Source organism: Methylomonas methanica, from assembly GCF_001644035.1.
Lineage (GTDB): Bacteria > Pseudomonadota > Gammaproteobacteria > Methylococcales > Methylomonadaceae > Methylomonas > Methylomonas methanica_A.
Map to the genome: position 1 here is coordinate 22,093 of NZ_LUUG01000060.1, position 17,493 is coordinate 39,585.

The window sequence follows — 17,493 nt, forward strand, 5'->3', positions numbered from 1 at the left end:
GCCCCGGCCAGCTGAGCCGGGGCATTTCCAAGCACCGTTACTCTACTAACCGCAAGACTTGCGGTTTTCTTCATGGCGGAGTAGTCGCCAACTAAGGCAGTAAAAACGCACTGTGTTGATTTGCACAACCATCTCATTCGCTAGCGTTCATCGAGTGCCAAAACATATTTTCTAAGTTGTCGTTTGTCTGATTATACTTGGCGCCATTGAAAAGAATCGGCTGCGATCCCCGGCCTTTTTGCCTGGCGAAGTAAAACAAAGGACTGCCATGACTCTCAACCAAAACCCAGAACAACTCGCCCGGGACAACATCGACAAGCTGTTACTGCAATCGGGTTGGGTAATCCAGAATAAAGAACAGATCAACTTCCACGTTGGCGATGGCCAAGCCGTCCGCGAATACCAAACCGACACCGGTCCGGCCGATTACATTCTGTTTGTTGGCGGTAAACCGGTAGGGGTGATTGAAGCCAAAGCCGAGCAACACGGCCACAAACTCACCAGCGTTGAAGAACAAACCGCCGAATACGCCGCCAAATTGAAGTGGGTCAACACCAGCAAGCCGTTGACCTTTCTCTACGAAAGCACTGGCGTGATTACCCGCTTTACCGATGCCCGTGACCCCAAGCCGCGCTTCCGCGAAGTCTTCGGCTTTCATCGCCCGGCAACCTTGCAGGAATGGCTGGAACAAGGCAGCTCATTGCGCAGCCGCTTACAAAGCTTTCCCACGCTCGACCCAACCGGCTTGCGCGCTTGCCAGGAAATCGCCATCAATAACCTGGAAGATTCGTTCAAACATAATCGCCCACGCGCCCTGATTCAGATGGCTACCGGTTCCGGCAAAACCTATACCGCGATTACCGCCATGTATCGCTTGCTGAAGTTTACCGACGCCAAACGCATCCTGTTTCTGGTCGATACCCGCAACCTGGGCGAACAGGCCGAGCAGGAAATGATGAGCTACTCGCCCGGCGACGATAACCGCAAATTCACCGAAATCTACAGCGTGCAGCGCCTGCAATCCTCGCACGTGCCCAGTAATAGCCACGTTTGCATCAGCACCATTCAGCGCCTGTATGCCATCCTCAAGGACGAAGAACTGGACAGCAGTCTGGAAGACCTCAACCCCGCCGAGCAACTGACCAAACCCAAACAACCGCTGCCGGTGGTTTACAACGCCAAAGTGCCGCTGGAGTTTTTCGACTTTATCTTCATCGACGAATGCCACCGCTCTATTTACAACCTCTGGCAACAAGTGCTGGATTATTTCGACGCCTTTCTGATCGGCCTGACTGCCACTCCGGATAACCGCACTTACGGCTTTTTCAAAAAAAACGTAGTCAGCGAATACACCCACGAAAAAGCCGTAGCCGATGGCGTTAATGTCGGTAACGAAACCTATTTGATCGAAACTAAAATCACCCAGGTCGGCGGCAACATCCCGGCCAAACTGCAAATTCAAAAACGCGAAAAACTCACCCGCAAAAAGCGCTGGGAGCAGCAAGATCAGGACGAAATCTATACCGGCAAAGAACTGGATAACAGCGTGGTCAACCCCGACCAAATTCGCACCGTGATTCGTGCCTATCAGCAAAACTGGCCCAGCATGTTTCCCGGTCGCCAGGAAGTCCCCAAAACCCTGATTTTCGCCAAAACCGACAGCCACGCCGACGACATTATTCAAACCGTGCGCGAAGAGTTTGGTGGAGGTAACGCCTTTTGCAAAAAAGTCACCTACAAAGCTGACGAAGACCCTAAATCCACGTTGTCCGATTTCCGCAACGCCTATTACCCGCGCATTGCTGTCACCGTGGACATGATCGCCACCGGCACCGACGTTAAACCGCTGGAATGTCTGCTGTTCATGCGCGACGTGCGCAGCCGCAACTACTTCGAGCAAATGAAAGGCCGTGGCACTCGCACCCTGGATCTGGACGGCCTGAAAAAAGTCACCCCGTCTGCCATCAGCGCCAAAACCCATTACGTAATTGTCGATGCCGTCGGCGTTACCACCTCGCTCAAAACCGCCAGCCAACCCTTGATCACCAAACCGACCGTGCCACTGAAAGATTTAGCCATGGGCGTGATGATGGGTGCCAATGATACCGACACCATCAGCTCGCTGGCCGCGCGGCTGGCGCGCTTAAACCATCAATTAAATCCGGCGGAGCAGCAAAAAATCCAAAACCTGGCCAATGGCATTTCTCTCAGTCAGCTCATCAATAACCTGTTTAACGCCATCGACGCCGATAACGTCAACCAGACCGCCTGCCAACTGGCCGGACTACCTGCCGACGCCGAAGCCAGCGAACAACACTACCAGCAAGCCCAGGCGCAACTGGTCAAAGACGCTGCCAAAGCCTTGAACGGCGAGTTGATTAACCTGCTGGATAGCATCCGTCGCGACAAGGAACAAACCATTGACCACCTTAATCTGGACCAACTCAAATTTGCCGGATGGTCTGCGGATGCCCAAGCCAGCGCACAAAACCTGGTGCAGGAATTTGCCGACTATCTGCTTAGCCATAAAGACCAGATCGAAGCGCTCAGCATCTTTTACGACCAGCCGCAACGCCGCCGCGACATCACCTACGCCATGCTGCAACAGGTGCTGGACATCCTGAAAACCGACCAACCCAAACTGGCCCCGCTGCACGTATGGCAAGCCTACAGCCAACTGGACAACTATCAGGGCAAACAACCGATCAGCGAACTGACCGCCCTGGTTGGCTTGATACGCCGCGTTTGCGGCATCGATAGCCAACTGGCCGATTACGACAGCAGCGTGCGCCGCAACTTTCAAACCTGGATCATGCGCCACCATGCCGGCAACCCGGACAAATTCACTGAAGAACAGATGGCCTGGCTGCAAATGATCCGCGACCACATTGCCACCTCCTACCACATCGAACGCGACGACCTGGAACTGGCACCGTTTGACGGCCAAGGCGGCTTGGGCAAGATGTATCAGTTGTTTGGTGCGGAGATGGATACGGTATTGGATGAATTGAATGAGGCGCTGGTGGCATGAGTTTGCAATATGACCGATTGAAGCGGGGTTTATAATGCCGATCATTTCCTATTTTTTTGGTATCTACATCCGTATGTACCATGACGACCATAACCCACCGCATTTTCATGTCGAATATCAAGGTCATGAAGCCTTAATCGCCATCGAAACCGGCGAGGTATTGGCCGGTTCATTACCCAATAAAGCGCTTAAATTAGTTCGCGAATGGGCTATCGAACACCAAAGTGAATTGTTAATCGATTGGCAATATGCGATCGAACTCAAACCCTTACAGCGAATTCCGGGAGCCGATAATGATTAAAATCATCCGTATAGAACCACTCGAGGGCAAAATCCTGCGCTTGTATTTTTCCGATGGCAGCCATGGCGACTATGACTTACAACCGCTAATCGCCCGGCACACTGAATTGGTAAAACCGTTAACTGATGATGACTATTTCAAACGCTGTTATTTGGAACTGGGCGCGTTATGCTGGCCGAATGGTTTGGAACTGAGTCCGGCGAATATCCATCGCAAATTAGCCGAGCAGCAATTGCTGCATTATGAAGAGAAAGTGGCTTGAACAAGATATATCCGTTGTTTGGCGACGAAATGGATATGGTGTTCGATGAATTGAATGGGGCGTTGGCGGCGTGAATAACTCTCTACCACCTAGCTGGGTACGTTGTAAATTTGGCGATTTGGTAAAAATCAGCAACGGTTATGCTTTCAAAAGTTCTGACTTTAAGAAAGTCAAAGAAAACGACAGTGATGTTCCATTGGTCAGGCAATCGCAGTTAAAGGGATCAACTGTTGATTTATCTGACGCAGTATATTTGGACTGCTCAAATTTAACTCGTTTCGCAGATTACGTTATTAAAAAGGGCGACATAATTATTGGAATGTCTGGCTCAATTGGTAAAGTTTGCGAATACAAAGAAGATATTCCTGCATTACAAAATCAGCGAACAGGCAGGATTCAGCCATTTCTTGAAAATAAACTAGAGCCAAAATTTTTTGGTCTGTTTCTTTCTAACGTGGAGCATGTTTTATCTGAACGTGCCAGAGGCATGGGCATTCAAAACATCAGCTCGAAAGATATTGAAAACTTAGACTTTAATCTCCCTCCAATCTTAGAACAAAACCGCATCGTCGCTAAAATCGAAGCCTTGTTTTCCGAACTGGACAAAGGTATCGAAAGCTTTAAAACCGCCCACGAGCAATTGAATATCTACCGGCAAGCGCTTTTGAAACACGCCTTTTCCGGCAAACTCACCGAGCAATGGCGGGCAGAAAACCCCGACAACTTGGAAAGCGCCGAAGCCTTGCTGCAACGCATCCAAACCGAACGCCAGCAACGCTATCAGCAGCAGCTTAAAGATTGGGAGCAATCAAAATCCCCCCCAGCCCCCCTTTTGCAAAGGGGGGAGTCTGGCCCAAGCACGGGAAAAGAAAACGCCGCCGCAGCCACCACCCCCTCCATCACAACCGACGCCGTTATCCCCCCCTTTGAAAAAGGGGGGTTAGGGGGGATTTCCAAACCCAAGCCCCCAAAAACCTTGCCGCCGTTGACGGCTGAGGAATTGGCTGGGTTGCCGGAATTACCCAGCGAGTGGTTAAAAGTTAAAGTCTCACACCTATTGGCTGAAGATTTGTGCAATGGAAAATCAGTCAAGGATCGTCAGGGTGGATTTCCAGTACTTAGATTAAATGCCCTTATTGATGGAAAAATTGATTTATCGATTTCCAAAGAAGGTGATTGGACGGAAATACAAGCTAAAAACTATTTGGTAAAAGATGGCGATTTCCTGGTATCTAGGGGAAATGGCAGCAAGCACTTAGTTGGTCGTGGAGGTATCGCTAGAATACAAGTGGGTCGAAATAATTTCGTTGCATTCCCTGATACGATGATTCGCATTAGATTAAGCAACAGCTTGGTCTATTTAGATTACTTCTCATTTTATTGGGATTCACCTGTTATTCGGAATCAAGTTGAAAAAACGGCTAGAACTACAGCAGGGATTTACAAGATCAATCAAGCACTAATTGAGGATTATGTACTCCCATTACCGTGCCTTGAAGAACAAAAGGTAATATCCAATTTACTTGATAGCAGCCTCTCAAATATTGACCAACTCGACCAAACCATCACCACTGCCCTACAACAAGCCGAAGCTCTACGCCAGTCCATCCTGAAAAAAGCCTTCTCCGGCCAGTTAGTCCCGCAAGACCCCAGCGACGAACCGGCCAGCGTGTTGCTGGAACGGATACGCGCCGAAAAAGCCGTGTCAGACAAACCCAAATCAAGGAAAACCAAGCATGCCTGAAATCTGCCGCTTTCTGGGTATTGTGATTTTGATGTATTTCGACGATCACAATCCGCCGCATTTCCATGTTAAATACAACGATTACAAGGCCGTGATGGATATTCAAACCCTGAACATTTTGGCCGGTTATTTACCCGGAAAAGTGCGCGGTTTAGTGGAAGAATGGGCGGAATTGCATCAGCATGAATTGCTGGCGATGTGGCACAGCAAGGACTTTCATAAACTCGAACCTTTAGTGTGAGGTTGTCATGATTATTAGCGTTAACCAAGCAGACTATCTGGGCGATTACCGCCTGCAGTTGCGGTTTGATAACGGCGAGAGCGGTGAGGTGGATTTGCAGGACTTAATCTTCAAATATCCGGCTGCGGAGCCTTTGCGCGATAAAAGCTGTTTCCAACAATTTAGACTGGATGAGTGGTCTACCGTGGTTTGGGACTGCGGCTTCGATGTGTCGCCGGAAACCTTGTATGAACGGGCGACGGGTAAGCAAGTTGGTTGGTTGGCAACTCCACCAAAACAAGCCACCGATTTTGCCGGACTGTTGGCCGATTCACCCAGCTTTAAAGGCGATCCGCTCGATATTCAGCAAACGATGCGCAACGAATAGTTGAGTCCCCCTCTTTGAAAAAGACGACTGCATGGATGCAGGAGGTAGGGTAACGCTGGGAGCAGTTACCGAGGGGTTAGGGGAGATTTGTTTAAATAAATCCCCCTTGGTCCCCCTTTTGCAAAAGGGGAAGAAAATGCAAACAAACCATTTAAGTCTAGGTCTCTATCAATAATCTTATGAACGCCGAATCCATCGTTTCCAAAGTCTGGAGTTTTTGTACCACCCTACGCGATGACGGCGTGGGTTATGGCGATTATCTGGAGCAACTGACCTATCTGATCTTTTTGAAAATGGCCGACGAATACAGTCGGCCGCCGCATAACCGCGATGTCGGCATTCCCGCCGAATACAACTGGCAAAGTCTGAAAGCCAAAAAAGGTGCGGCGCTGGAAGGCCATTACGTGATGCTGCTCCGCGAGCTGGGCAATAAGTCCGGGATGTTGGGGCAAATCTTCACCAAGGCGCAAAACAAGATTCAGGACCCGGCCAAGTTGTCGCGTTTGATCGATATGGTCAACGACACCGATTGGGTGGTGATGGGCGCGGATACCAAAGGCACCATTTACGAAGGTTTGCTGGAGAAAAACGCCGAGGATACCAAGTCCGGCGCGGGCCAATACTTTACGCCGCGGGCGCTGATCAAGGCGATGGTGGAATGCGTGAGGCCGGAGCCGGGCAAGTCGATTGCCGACCCTGCTTGCGGCACCGGCGGTTTCTTTCTGGCGGCGTACGATTTTTTAAAAGCCCATTACCCGCTGGATAAAAAGCAGTTGGCGTTTTTAAAGCACGAAACTTTCTACGGTAACGAAATCGTCGCCAACACCCGCCGCATGTGCTTGATGAATATGTTTTTGCATAACATCGGCGAGATCGACGGCAATAGTGCCATTTCCTCAAACGATGCCTTGGTATCGCCACCCACTGAAACAGTCGATTACGTGCTGGCCAATCCGCCGTTCGGTAAGAAAAGCAGCATGACCTTTACCAACGAGGAAGGCGAACAGGAAAAGGACGATCTGACCTATAACCGTCAGGATTTTTGGGCGACGACTTCGAACAAGCAGCTGAATTTTGTGCAGCATATCCGTAGCCTGCTGAAAATCAGCGGTCGAGCCGCCGTGGTGGTGCCGGATAACGTGTTGTTTGAGGGCGGCGCCGGTGAAATCGTCCGCAAAAAGCTGATGCAGAATACCGATCTGCACACGATATTGCGTTTGCCGACCGGGATTTTTTACGCAAACGGCGTGAAAGCCAACGTGCTGTTTTTTGATAACCGCGAAGCCAGTCCCAACCCGTGGACCAAGGAAATCTGGTATTACGATTACCGCACCAACATCCACCACACCCTGAAAAAGAAGCCGTTGCGCTTCGAGGATTTGCAGGATTTTATAGCCTGCTACAACCCGGTCAACCGCCATCAACGTAACGAAACCTGGCACGAACAAAACAACCCGGAAGGCCGCTGGCGCAAGTTCAGCTATGAGCAAATCCTGGCGCGGGATAAGACCAGTCTGGACATTTTCTGGCTGAAAGATAAATCACTGGCCGACTTGGACAACCTGCCGGAGCCGGATGATATAGCCGCTGAGATTATCGAAAACGTGGAAGCCGGGTTGGCTTGTTTTCGAGAGATTGCTGGGGTGTTGGTTTAAATGCAAAGCGCAGCAAGGCTTTAGGCGCAATCACTTCAAGTAACATCGCCATGCACGCCCAATGAAACCGCAAATCAGCATCATCATGCCGGTGCTCAACGAAGCGGCGCAACTTGCGGACAAATTGCAAGCCTTGCAGGCGCTGAGATCGCGCTGCGAATTACTGTTGGTCGATGGCGGCAGTATCGATGCCGGTCCGACTGTTGCTGAGCCTTGGGTCGATCAGGTTTTGCAAAGTCCGCGCGGCAGGTCCAGGCAAATGAATTTGGGTGCGCGCCATGCGCAAGCGGAGGTGTTGTTGTTTCTGCATGCCGACACCCAACTGCCGGAACTGGCTGTCGAGCTGATTATGTCGGCCGTGGAGCAGGGCGCGGAATGGGGCCGTTTTGATGTGCAATTCGATAGCCGGCAAGCTATTTTCAAGTTGATTGCCGGCATGATGAATGCGCGCTCCCGCCTGACCGGTATAGCCACCGGTGATCAAGCCATCTTCATGAGCCGCCAGGCTTTTCAGGCCGTGGGCGGTTTCCCGGAGATTGCCTTGATGGAAGATATTGCTATCAGCGTTGCCCTGAAAAAGCTCGCTAAACCTTGCTGTCTGAAGGCTAAGGTCGTCACTTCCGCACGGCGTTGGCAACATTACGGTATCCTGAGAACGATTTTATTGATGTGGTGCTTGCGGCTGCGGTATTTTTTCGGGGCCAGTCCGGATGAGTTGGCGGCGCGGTATTATCGGAGGCAGTGATGGAAGCAATGGTGCGCTTGGGCGTGTTTTTGGGGATATTCTTGTTAATGGTGGCTTGGGAGTGGTTTCGGCCCAAGCGCCAATTAAGTTTGGAGCGACGCCGGCGCTGGCCGGTCAATCTGGGCTTGGCGGTTCTGAATGTCGGTGTGATGCGGCTGAGTATCGGTGCGGCGGCCTGGCTGGCGGCAACCTGGGCTGCCGAGCAACATATCGGTTTATTCAATGTGTTGCCGGTGCCGCGTTGGCTGTCGATAGTGTTGAGCCTGTTGTTGCTGGATCTGGCGATTTACGCCCAACACATTGTGGCTCATCGCTGGCGCTGGTTCTGGCGGTTGCATCAAGTGCACCACACCGATATGGATTTTGATACCACCACCGCCGTGCGTTTTCATCCCTTGGAGATCATGCTGTCGATGCTTTATAAGGTCGCGCTGGTGGTGTTACTCGGTGCCGATCCTGTCGCGGTGATCGCTTTTGAGGTGATATTGAACGGTTGCGCGTTATTTAATCACGGTAATGTCGGCCTGCCGCCTGCTGGCGAACGTTGGTTGCGCTATTTGATAGTGACACCCGATATGCACCGGATTCACCATTCTGCCTTTCAAGCTGAGACCGACAGCAATTACGGCTTTTCGCTGTCGTGTTGGGATAGATTATTCAAAACCTATTGCCCGCAAGCGCGCGACGCGCAGACTGCAATGACGATAGGTTTATCCGAGTTTCGCGATAGTGACGAGCTGGGTTTTGTCGGCCTGTTGGCGCTGCCGTTTCGGCGTCCACGCAGTAGATAAGCCAGGTCAAAATCTGCCAACAAACTGCCTTGATTGCCGCGCAAGCGTTGGGGTGCCTACCGAGCCGATGAGCTTGGCGCCGATTTAAAAGCTTGCTTGGGCTTAAGCTTGAATCACCATAGGCGTTGGTTTATTTGTTTGTTTCCTTTTGGCAATCAATCAATGCATTTTTAGTGTCATTGTTAATGAATGTAATCGGGCATATAGTCTAAATGCGTTTATTACTTCGGGAAGCGACCATGAACCGCTTACACAAAGACATTTTGACCGGGCTGGTGTTTGTCACTGGCGTTATAGAATTTATTTCGGGCGATTTTATTGTTTCCTCGGCATTGTTCGCGGCGACCACTTTTGCCAGTACTATGGGTTCGAATCGCAAAAAACCGTAGGACTTGATTGTCCAGCGGCTTGGCCGATCAGACTATTGTTTTGTCAAATTCACTTGGTGCCAGGTTTTCAAAAGGTAAGATTGCATTATCCGCGTCGTTTGCATAAGCAATGATTTACAATATTGCGATGCAATTAATTTTGAACCGACTGCGGTAAATGGCTGACGCGAAAACTTACCTGAACGTACCCTATGCCGAAAAGGACGCGGCGAAAGCGCTTGGCGCCAGATGGGATGCCTCTGTCAAGAAATGGTATGTCCCCGCTAATAAAGACATGGCGCTGTTTGCCAAATGGCAAACCGAGCCTGGCCCGGCGCAATTGCCCAACGACGAGCCGGGAAAACTAAAAGCCGATACTGTGGTCGGCGGAACAACCCGGTCCAGCGATAAAAACTTTATAGCCTATGACGGCGACGAGCCGCCATGGGATTGAGCCTACCGGCGCGCGGTTTTAGCCTATGCGCCCTTTAAAATACCTGGCCGGCTACGCGCCTGCCATCACCGAGCAGGTGCATGCGCTAATCGACAGCGACAAACTGCCTGCGCTACTGCTAAAAAAATACCCGCAGCCGCATGATATAAAGACCGACAAGGCGCTTTATGCCTATACGATAGCTCTTAAAAATCAATTTCTGCGGCAATCCAACCCGCTCAGCAAAGTCGTTTACGACGACAAAATCGATGTATTGCATCAGGCCTTGGGTTTGCATTCGGTCGTTGCGCGGGTGCAGGGCGGCAATTTAAAAGCAAAAAATGAAATTCGTATCGGCGCGGTGTTTAAAATTGCCCCTCCTGAGTTTTTAAACATGATCGTCGTCCACGAGCTGGCGCATTTGCGCGAAAAACAGCACAACAAGGCGTTTTACAAATTATGCGAGTACATGGCGCCGGACTATCACCAATTGGAATTTGATATGCGGCTTTATCTGACCTATCTGGATTTGGGTGGGACGTTGTATTAAGTCTTCCAGTATCGGAGGGGGTAAGGTTCGGTCCGTTTTTCGCGCCTTAATAGCTGTGCTTATCCATAAGGCTGCGATATTTCTTAATTTTGCCTGGCTATAGTGTCACTATTGCGTCAGAATTTACTTACTTTTTTACAGACATTTTTATTGGAGAAACATCATGCGCGTAGCAGAGTTAATGACCACCAAGGTATTTACCGTCGAACCTCACGATCTGATCGATCGGGTGTTCTTTTTGATCCATTACGAAAAAATCCGCCATCTGCCCGTGGTTGAAAAAGGCAAATTGGTCGGTATCGTTTCCGACCGGGATTTATACAAAGCTCTGGGGCCAAAAAGTAATTCCAATGCAGTGGAGGCCGGTAAGGACAATAGTCAATTGCATGTGGTTTCGCAAAAAGTCGTGCATATCATGCATCGCGGCGTTTACACGGTTACTCCGGAAACGCCTGCGTCGGAAGCGGCGGCAATGATGGCGGAACACAGAGTTGGCGCGTTGCCGGTGGTGGAAAAAGACAAACTGGTAGGCATATTGTCCGCTACCGATATTTTAAGAGTGTTTGCCAAGCTGGAGCGTGCGCACGAAAAGTTGGAACAACAAATCAAAGAAGGCGCCGCGCACGGCTAAAGCGGTCTGAAATAAATGGGGCGATGCTGGTGTTTCGCCCCGGGCCAACGCCTCAACCGGTAATCACGGCTCTTTTATCCACTAAATAAATCCAATCGTCTTGTTCTTTGACTTTCAACGCAGTCAGTTTTTTGCCCAAGCAAATTTCGCTTAAAGACTCCCCGCTGACCGGGTCGTAGCAAATGCTGTGCATGGAACACTGCAAATAGCGTCCCGATTCGTCGAAAATGTTGCTGTTCTCACAATCCAATGCCTTGGGCATGTGTACGCATTGGTTTAGGTAGCCGTATACCTCTCCCTGGAAGCGGACCAGAACCGCGTTACGCGGCGTGCCTCGATAGAGCAGGTTAAACGAAAATTTGCCGAGTTCGGGAAGTTGTTGCGTGGGGCAGATGGTAAATTGGTGTTTCACCGACATGATTTTTATCCTCCGTTAGTTTCGGAAGCAAACCTCAGGCCACAAAACTTGCGGTTTAAATGACCAGCCGTCGGTGAATTAGCATTTGTCGCTAATGTTTAGCGAGCGTATCCGAACTAACGGATATTAAGACGCGGAGCCTGTTTCTTGGTTTTGTTCAATTGTGCCAGGAAATAGGTGTCGTAGTGCCAGCCGATACGGGGTGGTGGCGGAGTGCGTAAAATCATTAGAGCCTCGATGTTGCTGGGGTAGTGCTGAATTAATTAAGACGTTTCTTCGGGCTGCCGGAAGGCAATTACAAGAGGAGACGGTAGGAGTACGAGGGGCAAGGTTGCAGTTTTGCTGTCATTGTCGGTCGTTTGTGATCTCACTGCGGTTCGATCACGGCTTCGAATCTACCAGGAAACTGGCGACAATGATAGCAATAACTTACTTTGGTGCTTTTCTGTCTAGTGTGGGGCCGGCAATTAGCGTTGGTATTGCAGGTAAATAGCTGCAAAATTAGCTGTCATTCAAGCCGGCTTCGTTGCTTTGCCCCTCGTGTTCGTTACGAATCAGCCAGTCCAGAATCAAGGCATAACTGGTTGCCAGCAAGGTTGGGCCAATAAATACGCCGATAAAGCCAAACGCCAACAGACCACCGAAAATGCCGAATACAATCAACACAAACGGCAATTCCACTTCCCGGCTGATCAAAATCGGCCGCAGCCAGTTGTCGATAGTGCCGACGAACAGCAAAAACCACAGCGCGATAAAGATCGCCCAGCCGGTCTCGCCTTCCGCCAGCAACCATAAAGCAATCGGCAGCCAAATTACGGTGCCGGCCGCTGGAATGATCATCAAAAAGAACGCAATTACGCCCAGCACAAAGGCGTAGGGTACGCCGGCAATTACAAAGCCCAGGATAGAGGCCAGCGCCTGTACCAAGGCGGTGCCGAGTATGCCGTACACCACTGCGCGCAGACTGGAGCGCACGATATGCAGGATGCGTTGGGTGCGCTCGCCGGCCAGGCGCTCGACGCCAATAACGACATGTTGGGCCACGTGTTCGCCATCGCGATAGAAAAAAAACAGCACCAAAATCGCCAGACCCATATGCATTAATTCTCCGGCTAAGCCGATCCCCTGTTGCAGCACCCAGCTACTGGCGCCCAAGGCATATTGCCGGGCCAGATTGACGAGACGGCTGGAGTCTTCGCCGAAACTTTGCCACGCAGCGACAGCGTTGTCGCCGACTACCGGCAACGATTGCAACCAAGCTGGAGGTTCCGGCCACACATGCCGGCTTTGATTAAGCCATTGCAGCAAGTGGTTTATATCTTCGGTAAACGTCAGTGTGGCGGCTACGAAAGGCGTCAGCAGTAATATGCCTATCGGCAGGACCATCGCGGTGGCCGCCCAGTTCGCGGTTAGCTTCCAGTCGCGTAAACGCGCATACAGCGGCCAGGTGACGAAACACAGAATGGCCGCCCACAACAAATCGAAAATAAACGGCCTTAACACCTGGTAACAGGCAAATAGCAGCAGACACAAAGCGGCCAGGCTGGCGATTTTTTCGTAACGGGAAATCTGGGTAGGCATGGTCGAGTAGGCGGCAGCTAACTGAATTGGAAACAATATCCGGAGTTTACGGCATTATCGGTTAAGCCGGTATGACAGCCGGCGAATTATTAACCCGGCCCTAATGATCACTGGTATTCCGTTCGAGCTGAGCCTGGCGAAGCCTGACCGGGCGGGCCCTTCGACAGGCTCAGGGCGAACGGTATTAAAGGGACGGGTTAATAAACAATGCTTGCTTGTCCGGCGGCGCTTTACATAGAATGCGGTAGCCTTTATCTGGAGCCCTGCCGTGAGCGAAGTCCGAGAGTTCATTCCTATCAATATTGCCGTGTTGACTGTTTCCGATACGCGTACCGAATTGGACGACGTATCCGGGCAAACTTTGGTCACTGGCTTGACCGATGCCGGCCACATTCTGATCGACAAAAAGATCGTTCCCGACGATATTTACCAAATCCGCGCCGCCGTCAGTCATTGGATCGCCGATCCAGCCGTCAATGCGGTTATTACGACAGGCGGCACCGGCGTGACGGGGCGGGACGGCACGCCGGAAGCGATTCAGCCGCTGTTGGATAAAGTGTTGGATGGCTTTGGTGAAGTGTTTCGGATGATTTCCTACCAGGACATTAAAAGCTCGACGATGCAGTCGCGGGCTATCGCCGGCGTGGCCAACGCCACTTATATATTCTGCGTACCCGGTTCGTCCGGCGCCTGCCGCACCGCTTGGGAGTCCTTAATTAAGGAACAATTGGATTACCGCACCCGGCCGTGTAATCTGGTGCAACTGATGCCGCGCCTGTTGGAGAAATAATGCGTCCACCGTTTCTATTTTTGGCCGCCATCGGCGGATTTGTCGGCGTGGCGATGGGTGCATTCGGAGCACATGGCTTGAAGCATTTATTATCCGAGCATCTGCTGGATGTTTATAAAACCGCGGTAAGCTACCAGATGTGGCACGTATTGGCCTTGGCCTTGATTGCGGTGTTGCCGGAACATAAATTATTGCGCTGGGCCGGCTGGTGTTTGGTGGTCGGCATCGTGCTGTTTTCCGGCAGTCTATACTTACTGGCGATATTCAATATCGGTTGGCTGGGCATGATTACGCCGTTTGGCGGCCTGGCCTTTTTAGCGGCATGGGCCTTATTGGCTTATGTGGCTTGGCAGAAAAACCAGGAGTTGTAGATGGACACTAAACCGCCCGTTCGACCTTCCATGCCGCCACCGGCATCTTCCCGACCCAGCGCTAACCGCAATTTGCGCGAGGAAAGCCACGAAGTGAAAGTGCCGCCGGTCCCGGAAGATGCCATGCTCAAAGTCTTGCACGCGGTAATCCATTTCGCGGTCAGAATTTTGGCGGTGCTGATGGTTCTGGTCATTTTGTGGGGCGTGGCGGACGTGGGCTACGTGATGTATCAACGAGTGGTCGCGGCACCGTTTTTGATGCTGACGGTCTCCGACATACTGGTGATTTTCGGTTCGTTCATGGCGGTCTTGATCGCGATAGAGATATTTATCAACATCACGCTGTACATTAAGCACGACACACTACCGATTAAAATGGTCATAGCCACTGCCTTGATGGCCGTGGCCCGAAAAGTCATTATGCTGGATTTCAAGGATTTGGATCCGGCTTACATTACGGCTATTGCTGCGGTCATCGTGGCGTTGGGCCTTACTTACTGGCTGATTTCTTATAAACCGCCACAACCTGTCAAACAAGACGAGCGATAAATAATGCGCGATGCAAGCCCGCAAACTGTTTTCCTGAAAGACTATACCCCGCCCGAATATCTGATCGAGCAGATTGAACTGAATTTCGACTTGGACGAGCAACACACGCAGGTCCGCTCGACCATGAGTCTGCGCCGCAATCCGCAGAGCCAGGACAGCAGTGCTGCATTGACCTTGCTCGGCGAGGAATTGCAATTGGTGAGTATCGCGATAGACGGCCAAGCGCTGGCGCAAAGCCAGTATTCGCTGGGCGAGGAAGCTTTGGTCGTGCATGAAGTGCCGCAGGATAGGCCGTTTCAGATCGTTATCGAAAACACCATTAATCCCCAAGCGAACACGGCGCTGGAAGGTTTGTATTTATCCAGCAGCATGCTGTGTACCCAATGCGAGGCGCAGGGTTTCCGGAAAATCACCTGGTTTCTGGACCGTCCGGATGTGATGAGCCGTTTCAAAACCACCTTGACTGGGGATAAGAGTAAATATCCGGTCTTGCTGTCCAACGGCAATAAGGTCGGTCAGGGTGAGCTGGAAAACAACCGGCACTGGGTCAGTTGGGAAGATCCGTTCGCCAAGCCTTGTTATTTATTTGCGCTGGTAGCCGGGCAACTGGAATGCGTGGCCGACGAGTTCATTACCATGACCGGTCGGCGTATCGCACTGGAGATATTTGTCGAGAAGCACAATGTCGACAAATGCGACCACGCCATGCAGTCTTTGAAAAACGCGATGCGTTGGGATGAAGAAACCTACGGTCTGGAATACGACCTGGATTTGTACATGATCGTTGCGGTCGACCATTTCAATATGGGCGCGATGGAAAACAAAGGTCTGAACGTATTCAACACTAAGTTCGTGCTGGCTCGGCCCGACACCGCAACCGACAGCGATTACGAACATATCGAAGGCGTGATCGGTCACGAATATTTCCATAACTGGTCCGGAAACCGGGTTACTTGCCGGGATTGGTTTCAGTTGAGTCTGAAAGAAGGCTTCACCGTATTCCGCGATCAACAATTCAGCGGCGACCGCACCTCGCCGGCGGTAAAACGTATAGAAGACGTCAACGCCTTGCGCACTCGGCAATTTGCCGAAGATGCCGGCCCACTGGCGCATCCGATTCGCCCGGAAGCTTATATCGAGATCAACAATTTCTACACGCTGACCGTCTACGAAAAAGGCGCGGAAGTAGTGCGGATGCTGCACACCTTATTGGGTGCGGCCGGTTTTAGGAAGGGCTGTGATTTATATTTTCAACGCCATGACGGTCAGGCGGTGACTTGCGAGGATTTCGTCAAGGCGCTGGAAGACGCTAACGGCGTGGAATTAAATCAATTTCGCCGCTGGTATTCGCAAGCCGGTACGCCGGTGTTGACGGTGAATCAGCAATACGACGCCGAATCGCAACAATTACATCTGACCATTCAGCAAAGCTGTCCGCCCACCCCCAATCAGCCGGTGAAAGCGCCGCTGCATATCCCGGTAAAGCTGGGCTTACTCGCCGCCGACGGTTCGGCTGCGCCGATCCACTACGAAGGTTCCAGTCAGGCGGAAATTACCTTGAATGTCACCGAAGCGGAACAGAATTTTAGTTTTGCTAAGCTGGCGCAACAGCCGGTCGTGTCCTTGCTAAGAGGCTTTTCCGCGCCGGTCACCCTGAAAATGGAGCGTAGCCTGGACGAATTGGCATTTTTGCTGCGGCACGACAGCGATACCTTCAATCGCTGGGAAGCCGGTCAGCAATTGGCGGTGCAGGTGATTTTCAAGCTGATCGACGCAATAGAGTTGGGCCGGCCTTTGCGGTTGGAGCCGGTTATCGTCGATGCCTATCGCAGCGTGTTGACCGATAGCGGCGGCGACTTATCTTATCAAGCGCTGTTGCTGGCGCTGCCGGAAGAAAGTTATTTGTCCGGGCAGATGGCTATCATCGATGTCGAAGCCATCCATCAAGCCCGCGAATTTGTGAAAAAAACCCTGGCCGAGCAATTGCAAGCCGAGTTTAAACAGTTGTATGTGCAACATCACCGCGACGAGTCCGGCAGTTTCGATGCCTGTGCGGTAGGCAGGCGGCGCTTGAAAAATGCCTGCTTGAGTTATTTGAGCAAGCTGGAAAACGAGGACGTTTACCATATCGCCGAGCAGCAGTTTTACAGCGCCCGGAATATGACCGATCAGCTGTCGGCGCTGTCGGCTATCGTCAATAGTAATCATCCGGCCAAGGCCAGAAGTCTGGATAGTTTTTATGTGCAATGGCGGCAGGAAGCGCTGGTTATCGACAAATGGTTCACCTTGCAAGCCACCAGCAGCATGCCCAATACCTTTGCTACGGTGCAGGCCTTGATGCAGCATCCGGCTTTTGATATGAAAACGCCTAACCGTGTGCGTTCGTTGATTGGTGCCTTCAGCCAAGCCAATCCGCTGCATTTCCATGCCATAAACGGCGAGGGTTATCGCTTCCTGACCGATCAGGTCTTGGCGCTGAATACCCTTAATCCGCAAATCGCCTCCAGGATGGTGACCGGGCTGGCGCAATGGCGGCGTTATGACGCAGCCCGGCAGGGCTTGATGAAACAGCAATTACAGCGTATCGTCGCTACCGAGCATCTGTCGAAGGATGTCTACGAGATCGCCAGCAAGAGTTTGGCGTAGTTGTCACAATCACGTAAAC

19 protein-coding genes are annotated in these 17,493 nt (G+C 51.4%); 17 read left to right on the top strand and 2 right to left on the bottom strand.

The annotated features are described in order from the left end of the window. Positions 1-268: 268 nt before the first annotated feature. The 13 genes from A1332_RS08690 (at position 269) to A1332_RS08745 (ending at position 11,119) form a co-directional block, all read left to right on the top strand. Positions 269-3,031, top strand: coding sequence for a DEAD/DEAH box helicase family protein (locus tag A1332_RS08690; RefSeq protein WP_064008109.1), 2,763 nt, complete (start codon positions 269-271; stop codon positions 3,029-3,031). Positions 3,032-3,065: 34 nt separating this feature from the next. Beyond that, the gene (locus tag A1332_RS08695; protein WP_064008110.1) at positions 3,066-3,332 is read left to right on the top strand and encodes a DUF4160 domain-containing protein; all 267 of its coding nucleotides are present in this window, start codon (positions 3,066-3,068) and stop codon (positions 3,330-3,332) included. Next, positions 3,325-3,594 (top strand): DUF2442 domain-containing protein, encoded by a 270-nt coding sequence (locus A1332_RS08700; RefSeq protein WP_064008111.1) that lies wholly within the window; start codon positions 3,325-3,327, stop codon positions 3,592-3,594. Before A1332_RS08695 ends, A1332_RS08700 begins: the two co-directional genes overlap by 8 nt. A gap of 70 nt (positions 3,595-3,664) precedes the next feature. Beyond that, entirely contained in the window at positions 3,665-5,338 is a 1,674-nt protein-coding gene (locus tag A1332_RS08705; RefSeq protein WP_082879604.1) for a restriction endonuclease subunit S, read from the top strand. Next, positions 5,331-5,579 carry a DUF4160 domain-containing protein gene (locus A1332_RS08710; RefSeq protein ID WP_064008113.1) on the top strand — a complete coding sequence of 83 codons (249 nt, stop codon included), beginning with the start codon at positions 5,331-5,333 and terminating at the stop codon, positions 5,577-5,579. The genes A1332_RS08705 and A1332_RS08710 overlap by 8 nt, the downstream gene beginning before the upstream one ends. 7 nt (positions 5,580-5,586) lie before the next feature. Beyond that, positions 5,587-5,946 (top strand): DUF2442 domain-containing protein, encoded by a 360-nt coding sequence (locus tag A1332_RS08715; protein ID WP_082879605.1) that lies wholly within the window; start codon positions 5,587-5,589, stop codon positions 5,944-5,946. Positions 5,947-6,125: 179 nt separating this feature from the next. Next, positions 6,126-7,601, top strand: coding sequence for an HsdM family class I SAM-dependent methyltransferase (locus A1332_RS08720; RefSeq protein WP_064008114.1), 1,476 nt, complete (start codon positions 6,126-6,128; stop codon positions 7,599-7,601). 61 nt (positions 7,602-7,662) lie between these two features. Beyond that, entirely contained in the window at positions 7,663-8,346 is a 684-nt protein-coding gene (locus A1332_RS08725; RefSeq protein ID WP_064008115.1) for a TIGR04283 family arsenosugar biosynthesis glycosyltransferase, read from the top strand. Continuing rightward, a complete protein-coding gene (locus A1332_RS08730; RefSeq protein ID WP_064008116.1) occupies positions 8,346-9,137 on the top strand; it encodes a sterol desaturase family protein in 792 nt (263 codons plus the stop codon). Before A1332_RS08725 ends, A1332_RS08730 begins: the two co-directional genes overlap by 1 nt. 239 nt (positions 9,138-9,376) lie before the next feature. After that, the gene (locus tag A1332_RS25620) at positions 9,377-9,526 is read left to right on the top strand and encodes a hypothetical protein (protein ID WP_197491424.1); all 150 of its coding nucleotides are present in this window, start codon (positions 9,377-9,379) and stop codon (positions 9,524-9,526) included. Positions 9,527-9,683: 157 nt separating this feature from the next. Then, positions 9,684-9,959 (top strand): DUF5710 domain-containing protein, encoded by a 276-nt coding sequence (locus A1332_RS08735; RefSeq protein WP_064008117.1) that lies wholly within the window; start codon positions 9,684-9,686, stop codon positions 9,957-9,959. Between the two features lie 25 nt (positions 9,960-9,984). Then, a complete protein-coding gene (locus tag A1332_RS08740; protein ID WP_064008118.1) occupies positions 9,985-10,488 on the top strand; it encodes a M48 family metallopeptidase in 504 nt (167 codons plus the stop codon). Positions 10,489-10,651: 163 nt separating this feature from the next. Continuing rightward, positions 10,652-11,119 (top strand): CBS domain-containing protein, encoded by a 468-nt coding sequence (locus A1332_RS08745; protein ID WP_064008119.1) that lies wholly within the window; start codon positions 10,652-10,654, stop codon positions 11,117-11,119. A 52-nt stretch (positions 11,120-11,171) separates the two neighbouring features. Here A1332_RS08745 and A1332_RS08750 read toward each other — a convergent pair whose 3' ends face one another. Further along, on the bottom strand, positions 11,172-11,537 hold the full coding sequence (locus tag A1332_RS08750) for a Rieske (2Fe-2S) protein (protein WP_082879606.1): 366 nt from the start codon (positions 11,535-11,537) through the stop codon (positions 11,172-11,174). Between the two features lie 501 nt (positions 11,538-12,038). Then, the gene (locus tag A1332_RS08755; RefSeq protein WP_064008121.1) at positions 12,039-13,118 is read right to left on the bottom strand and encodes an AI-2E family transporter; all 1,080 of its coding nucleotides are present in this window, start codon (positions 13,116-13,118) and stop codon (positions 12,039-12,041) included. A 268-nt stretch (positions 13,119-13,386) separates the two neighbouring features. On the opposite strand from A1332_RS08755, the gene moaB reads away from it, so the two are divergent. From moaB to pepN, 4 genes are read left to right on the top strand one after another with little or no spacing between them, the layout of a single operon-like run. Next, on the top strand, positions 13,387-13,908 hold the full coding sequence (gene moaB / locus A1332_RS08760; protein ID WP_064008122.1) for a molybdenum cofactor biosynthesis protein B: 522 nt from the start codon (positions 13,387-13,389) through the stop codon (positions 13,906-13,908). Further along, the gene (locus A1332_RS08765) at positions 13,908-14,279 is read left to right on the top strand and encodes a DUF423 domain-containing protein (protein ID WP_064008123.1); all 372 of its coding nucleotides are present in this window, start codon (positions 13,908-13,910) and stop codon (positions 14,277-14,279) included. The genes moaB and A1332_RS08765 overlap by 1 nt, the downstream gene beginning before the upstream one ends. Then, the gene (locus A1332_RS08770; RefSeq protein ID WP_197491425.1) at positions 14,280-14,828 is read left to right on the top strand and encodes a phosphate-starvation-inducible PsiE family protein; all 549 of its coding nucleotides are present in this window, start codon (positions 14,280-14,282) and stop codon (positions 14,826-14,828) included. A gap of 3 nt (positions 14,829-14,831) precedes the next feature. Then, on the top strand, positions 14,832-17,474 hold the full coding sequence (gene pepN, locus A1332_RS08775) for an aminopeptidase N (protein WP_064008124.1): 2,643 nt from the start codon (positions 14,832-14,834) through the stop codon (positions 17,472-17,474). Positions 17,475-17,493 lie beyond the last annotated feature (19 nt).

Excerpts from the sequence above, each read along its gene's own strand:
- A1332_RS08730 (WP_064008116.1), top strand. The coding sequence starts at position 8,346 with ATGGAAGCAATGGTGCGCTTGGGCGTGTTTTTGGGGATATTCTTGTTA.
- A1332_RS08750 (WP_082879606.1), bottom strand. The coding sequence starts at position 11,537 with ATGTCGGTGAAACACCAATTTACCATCTGCCCCACGCAACAACTTCCC.
- A1332_RS08765 (WP_064008123.1), top strand. The coding sequence starts at position 13,908 with ATGCGTCCACCGTTTCTATTTTTGGCCGCCATCGGCGGATTTGTCGGC.
- A1332_RS08695 (WP_064008110.1), top strand. The coding sequence starts at position 3,066 with ATGCCGATCATTTCCTATTTTTTTGGTATCTACATCCGTATGTACCAT.
- pepN (WP_064008124.1), top strand. The coding sequence starts at position 14,832 with ATGCGCGATGCAAGCCCGCAAACTGTTTTCCTGAAAGACTATACCCCG.
- A1332_RS08735 (WP_064008117.1), top strand. The coding sequence starts at position 9,684 with ATGGCTGACGCGAAAACTTACCTGAACGTACCCTATGCCGAAAAGGAC.
- A1332_RS08715 (WP_082879605.1), top strand. The coding sequence starts at position 5,587 with ATGATTATTAGCGTTAACCAAGCAGACTATCTGGGCGATTACCGCCTG.
- A1332_RS08725 (WP_064008115.1), top strand. The coding sequence starts at position 7,663 with ATGAAACCGCAAATCAGCATCATCATGCCGGTGCTCAACGAAGCGGCG.
- A1332_RS08720 (WP_064008114.1), top strand. The coding sequence starts at position 6,126 with ATGAACGCCGAATCCATCGTTTCCAAAGTCTGGAGTTTTTGTACCACC.
- A1332_RS08755 (WP_064008121.1), bottom strand. The coding sequence starts at position 13,118 with ATGCCTACCCAGATTTCCCGTTACGAAAAAATCGCCAGCCTGGCCGCT.
- A1332_RS08740 (WP_064008118.1), top strand. The coding sequence starts at position 9,985 with ATGCGCCCTTTAAAATACCTGGCCGGCTACGCGCCTGCCATCACCGAG.
- A1332_RS08770 (WP_197491425.1), top strand. The coding sequence starts at position 14,280 with ATGGACACTAAACCGCCCGTTCGACCTTCCATGCCGCCACCGGCATCT.
- A1332_RS08700 (WP_064008111.1), top strand. The coding sequence starts at position 3,325 with ATGATTAAAATCATCCGTATAGAACCACTCGAGGGCAAAATCCTGCGC.
- A1332_RS08710 (WP_064008113.1), top strand. The coding sequence starts at position 5,331 with ATGCCTGAAATCTGCCGCTTTCTGGGTATTGTGATTTTGATGTATTTC.
- A1332_RS08690 (WP_064008109.1), top strand. The coding sequence starts at position 269 with ATGACTCTCAACCAAAACCCAGAACAACTCGCCCGGGACAACATCGAC.
- A1332_RS08745 (WP_064008119.1), top strand. The coding sequence starts at position 10,652 with ATGCGCGTAGCAGAGTTAATGACCACCAAGGTATTTACCGTCGAACCT.
- A1332_RS25620 (WP_197491424.1), top strand. The coding sequence starts at position 9,377 with ATGAACCGCTTACACAAAGACATTTTGACCGGGCTGGTGTTTGTCACT.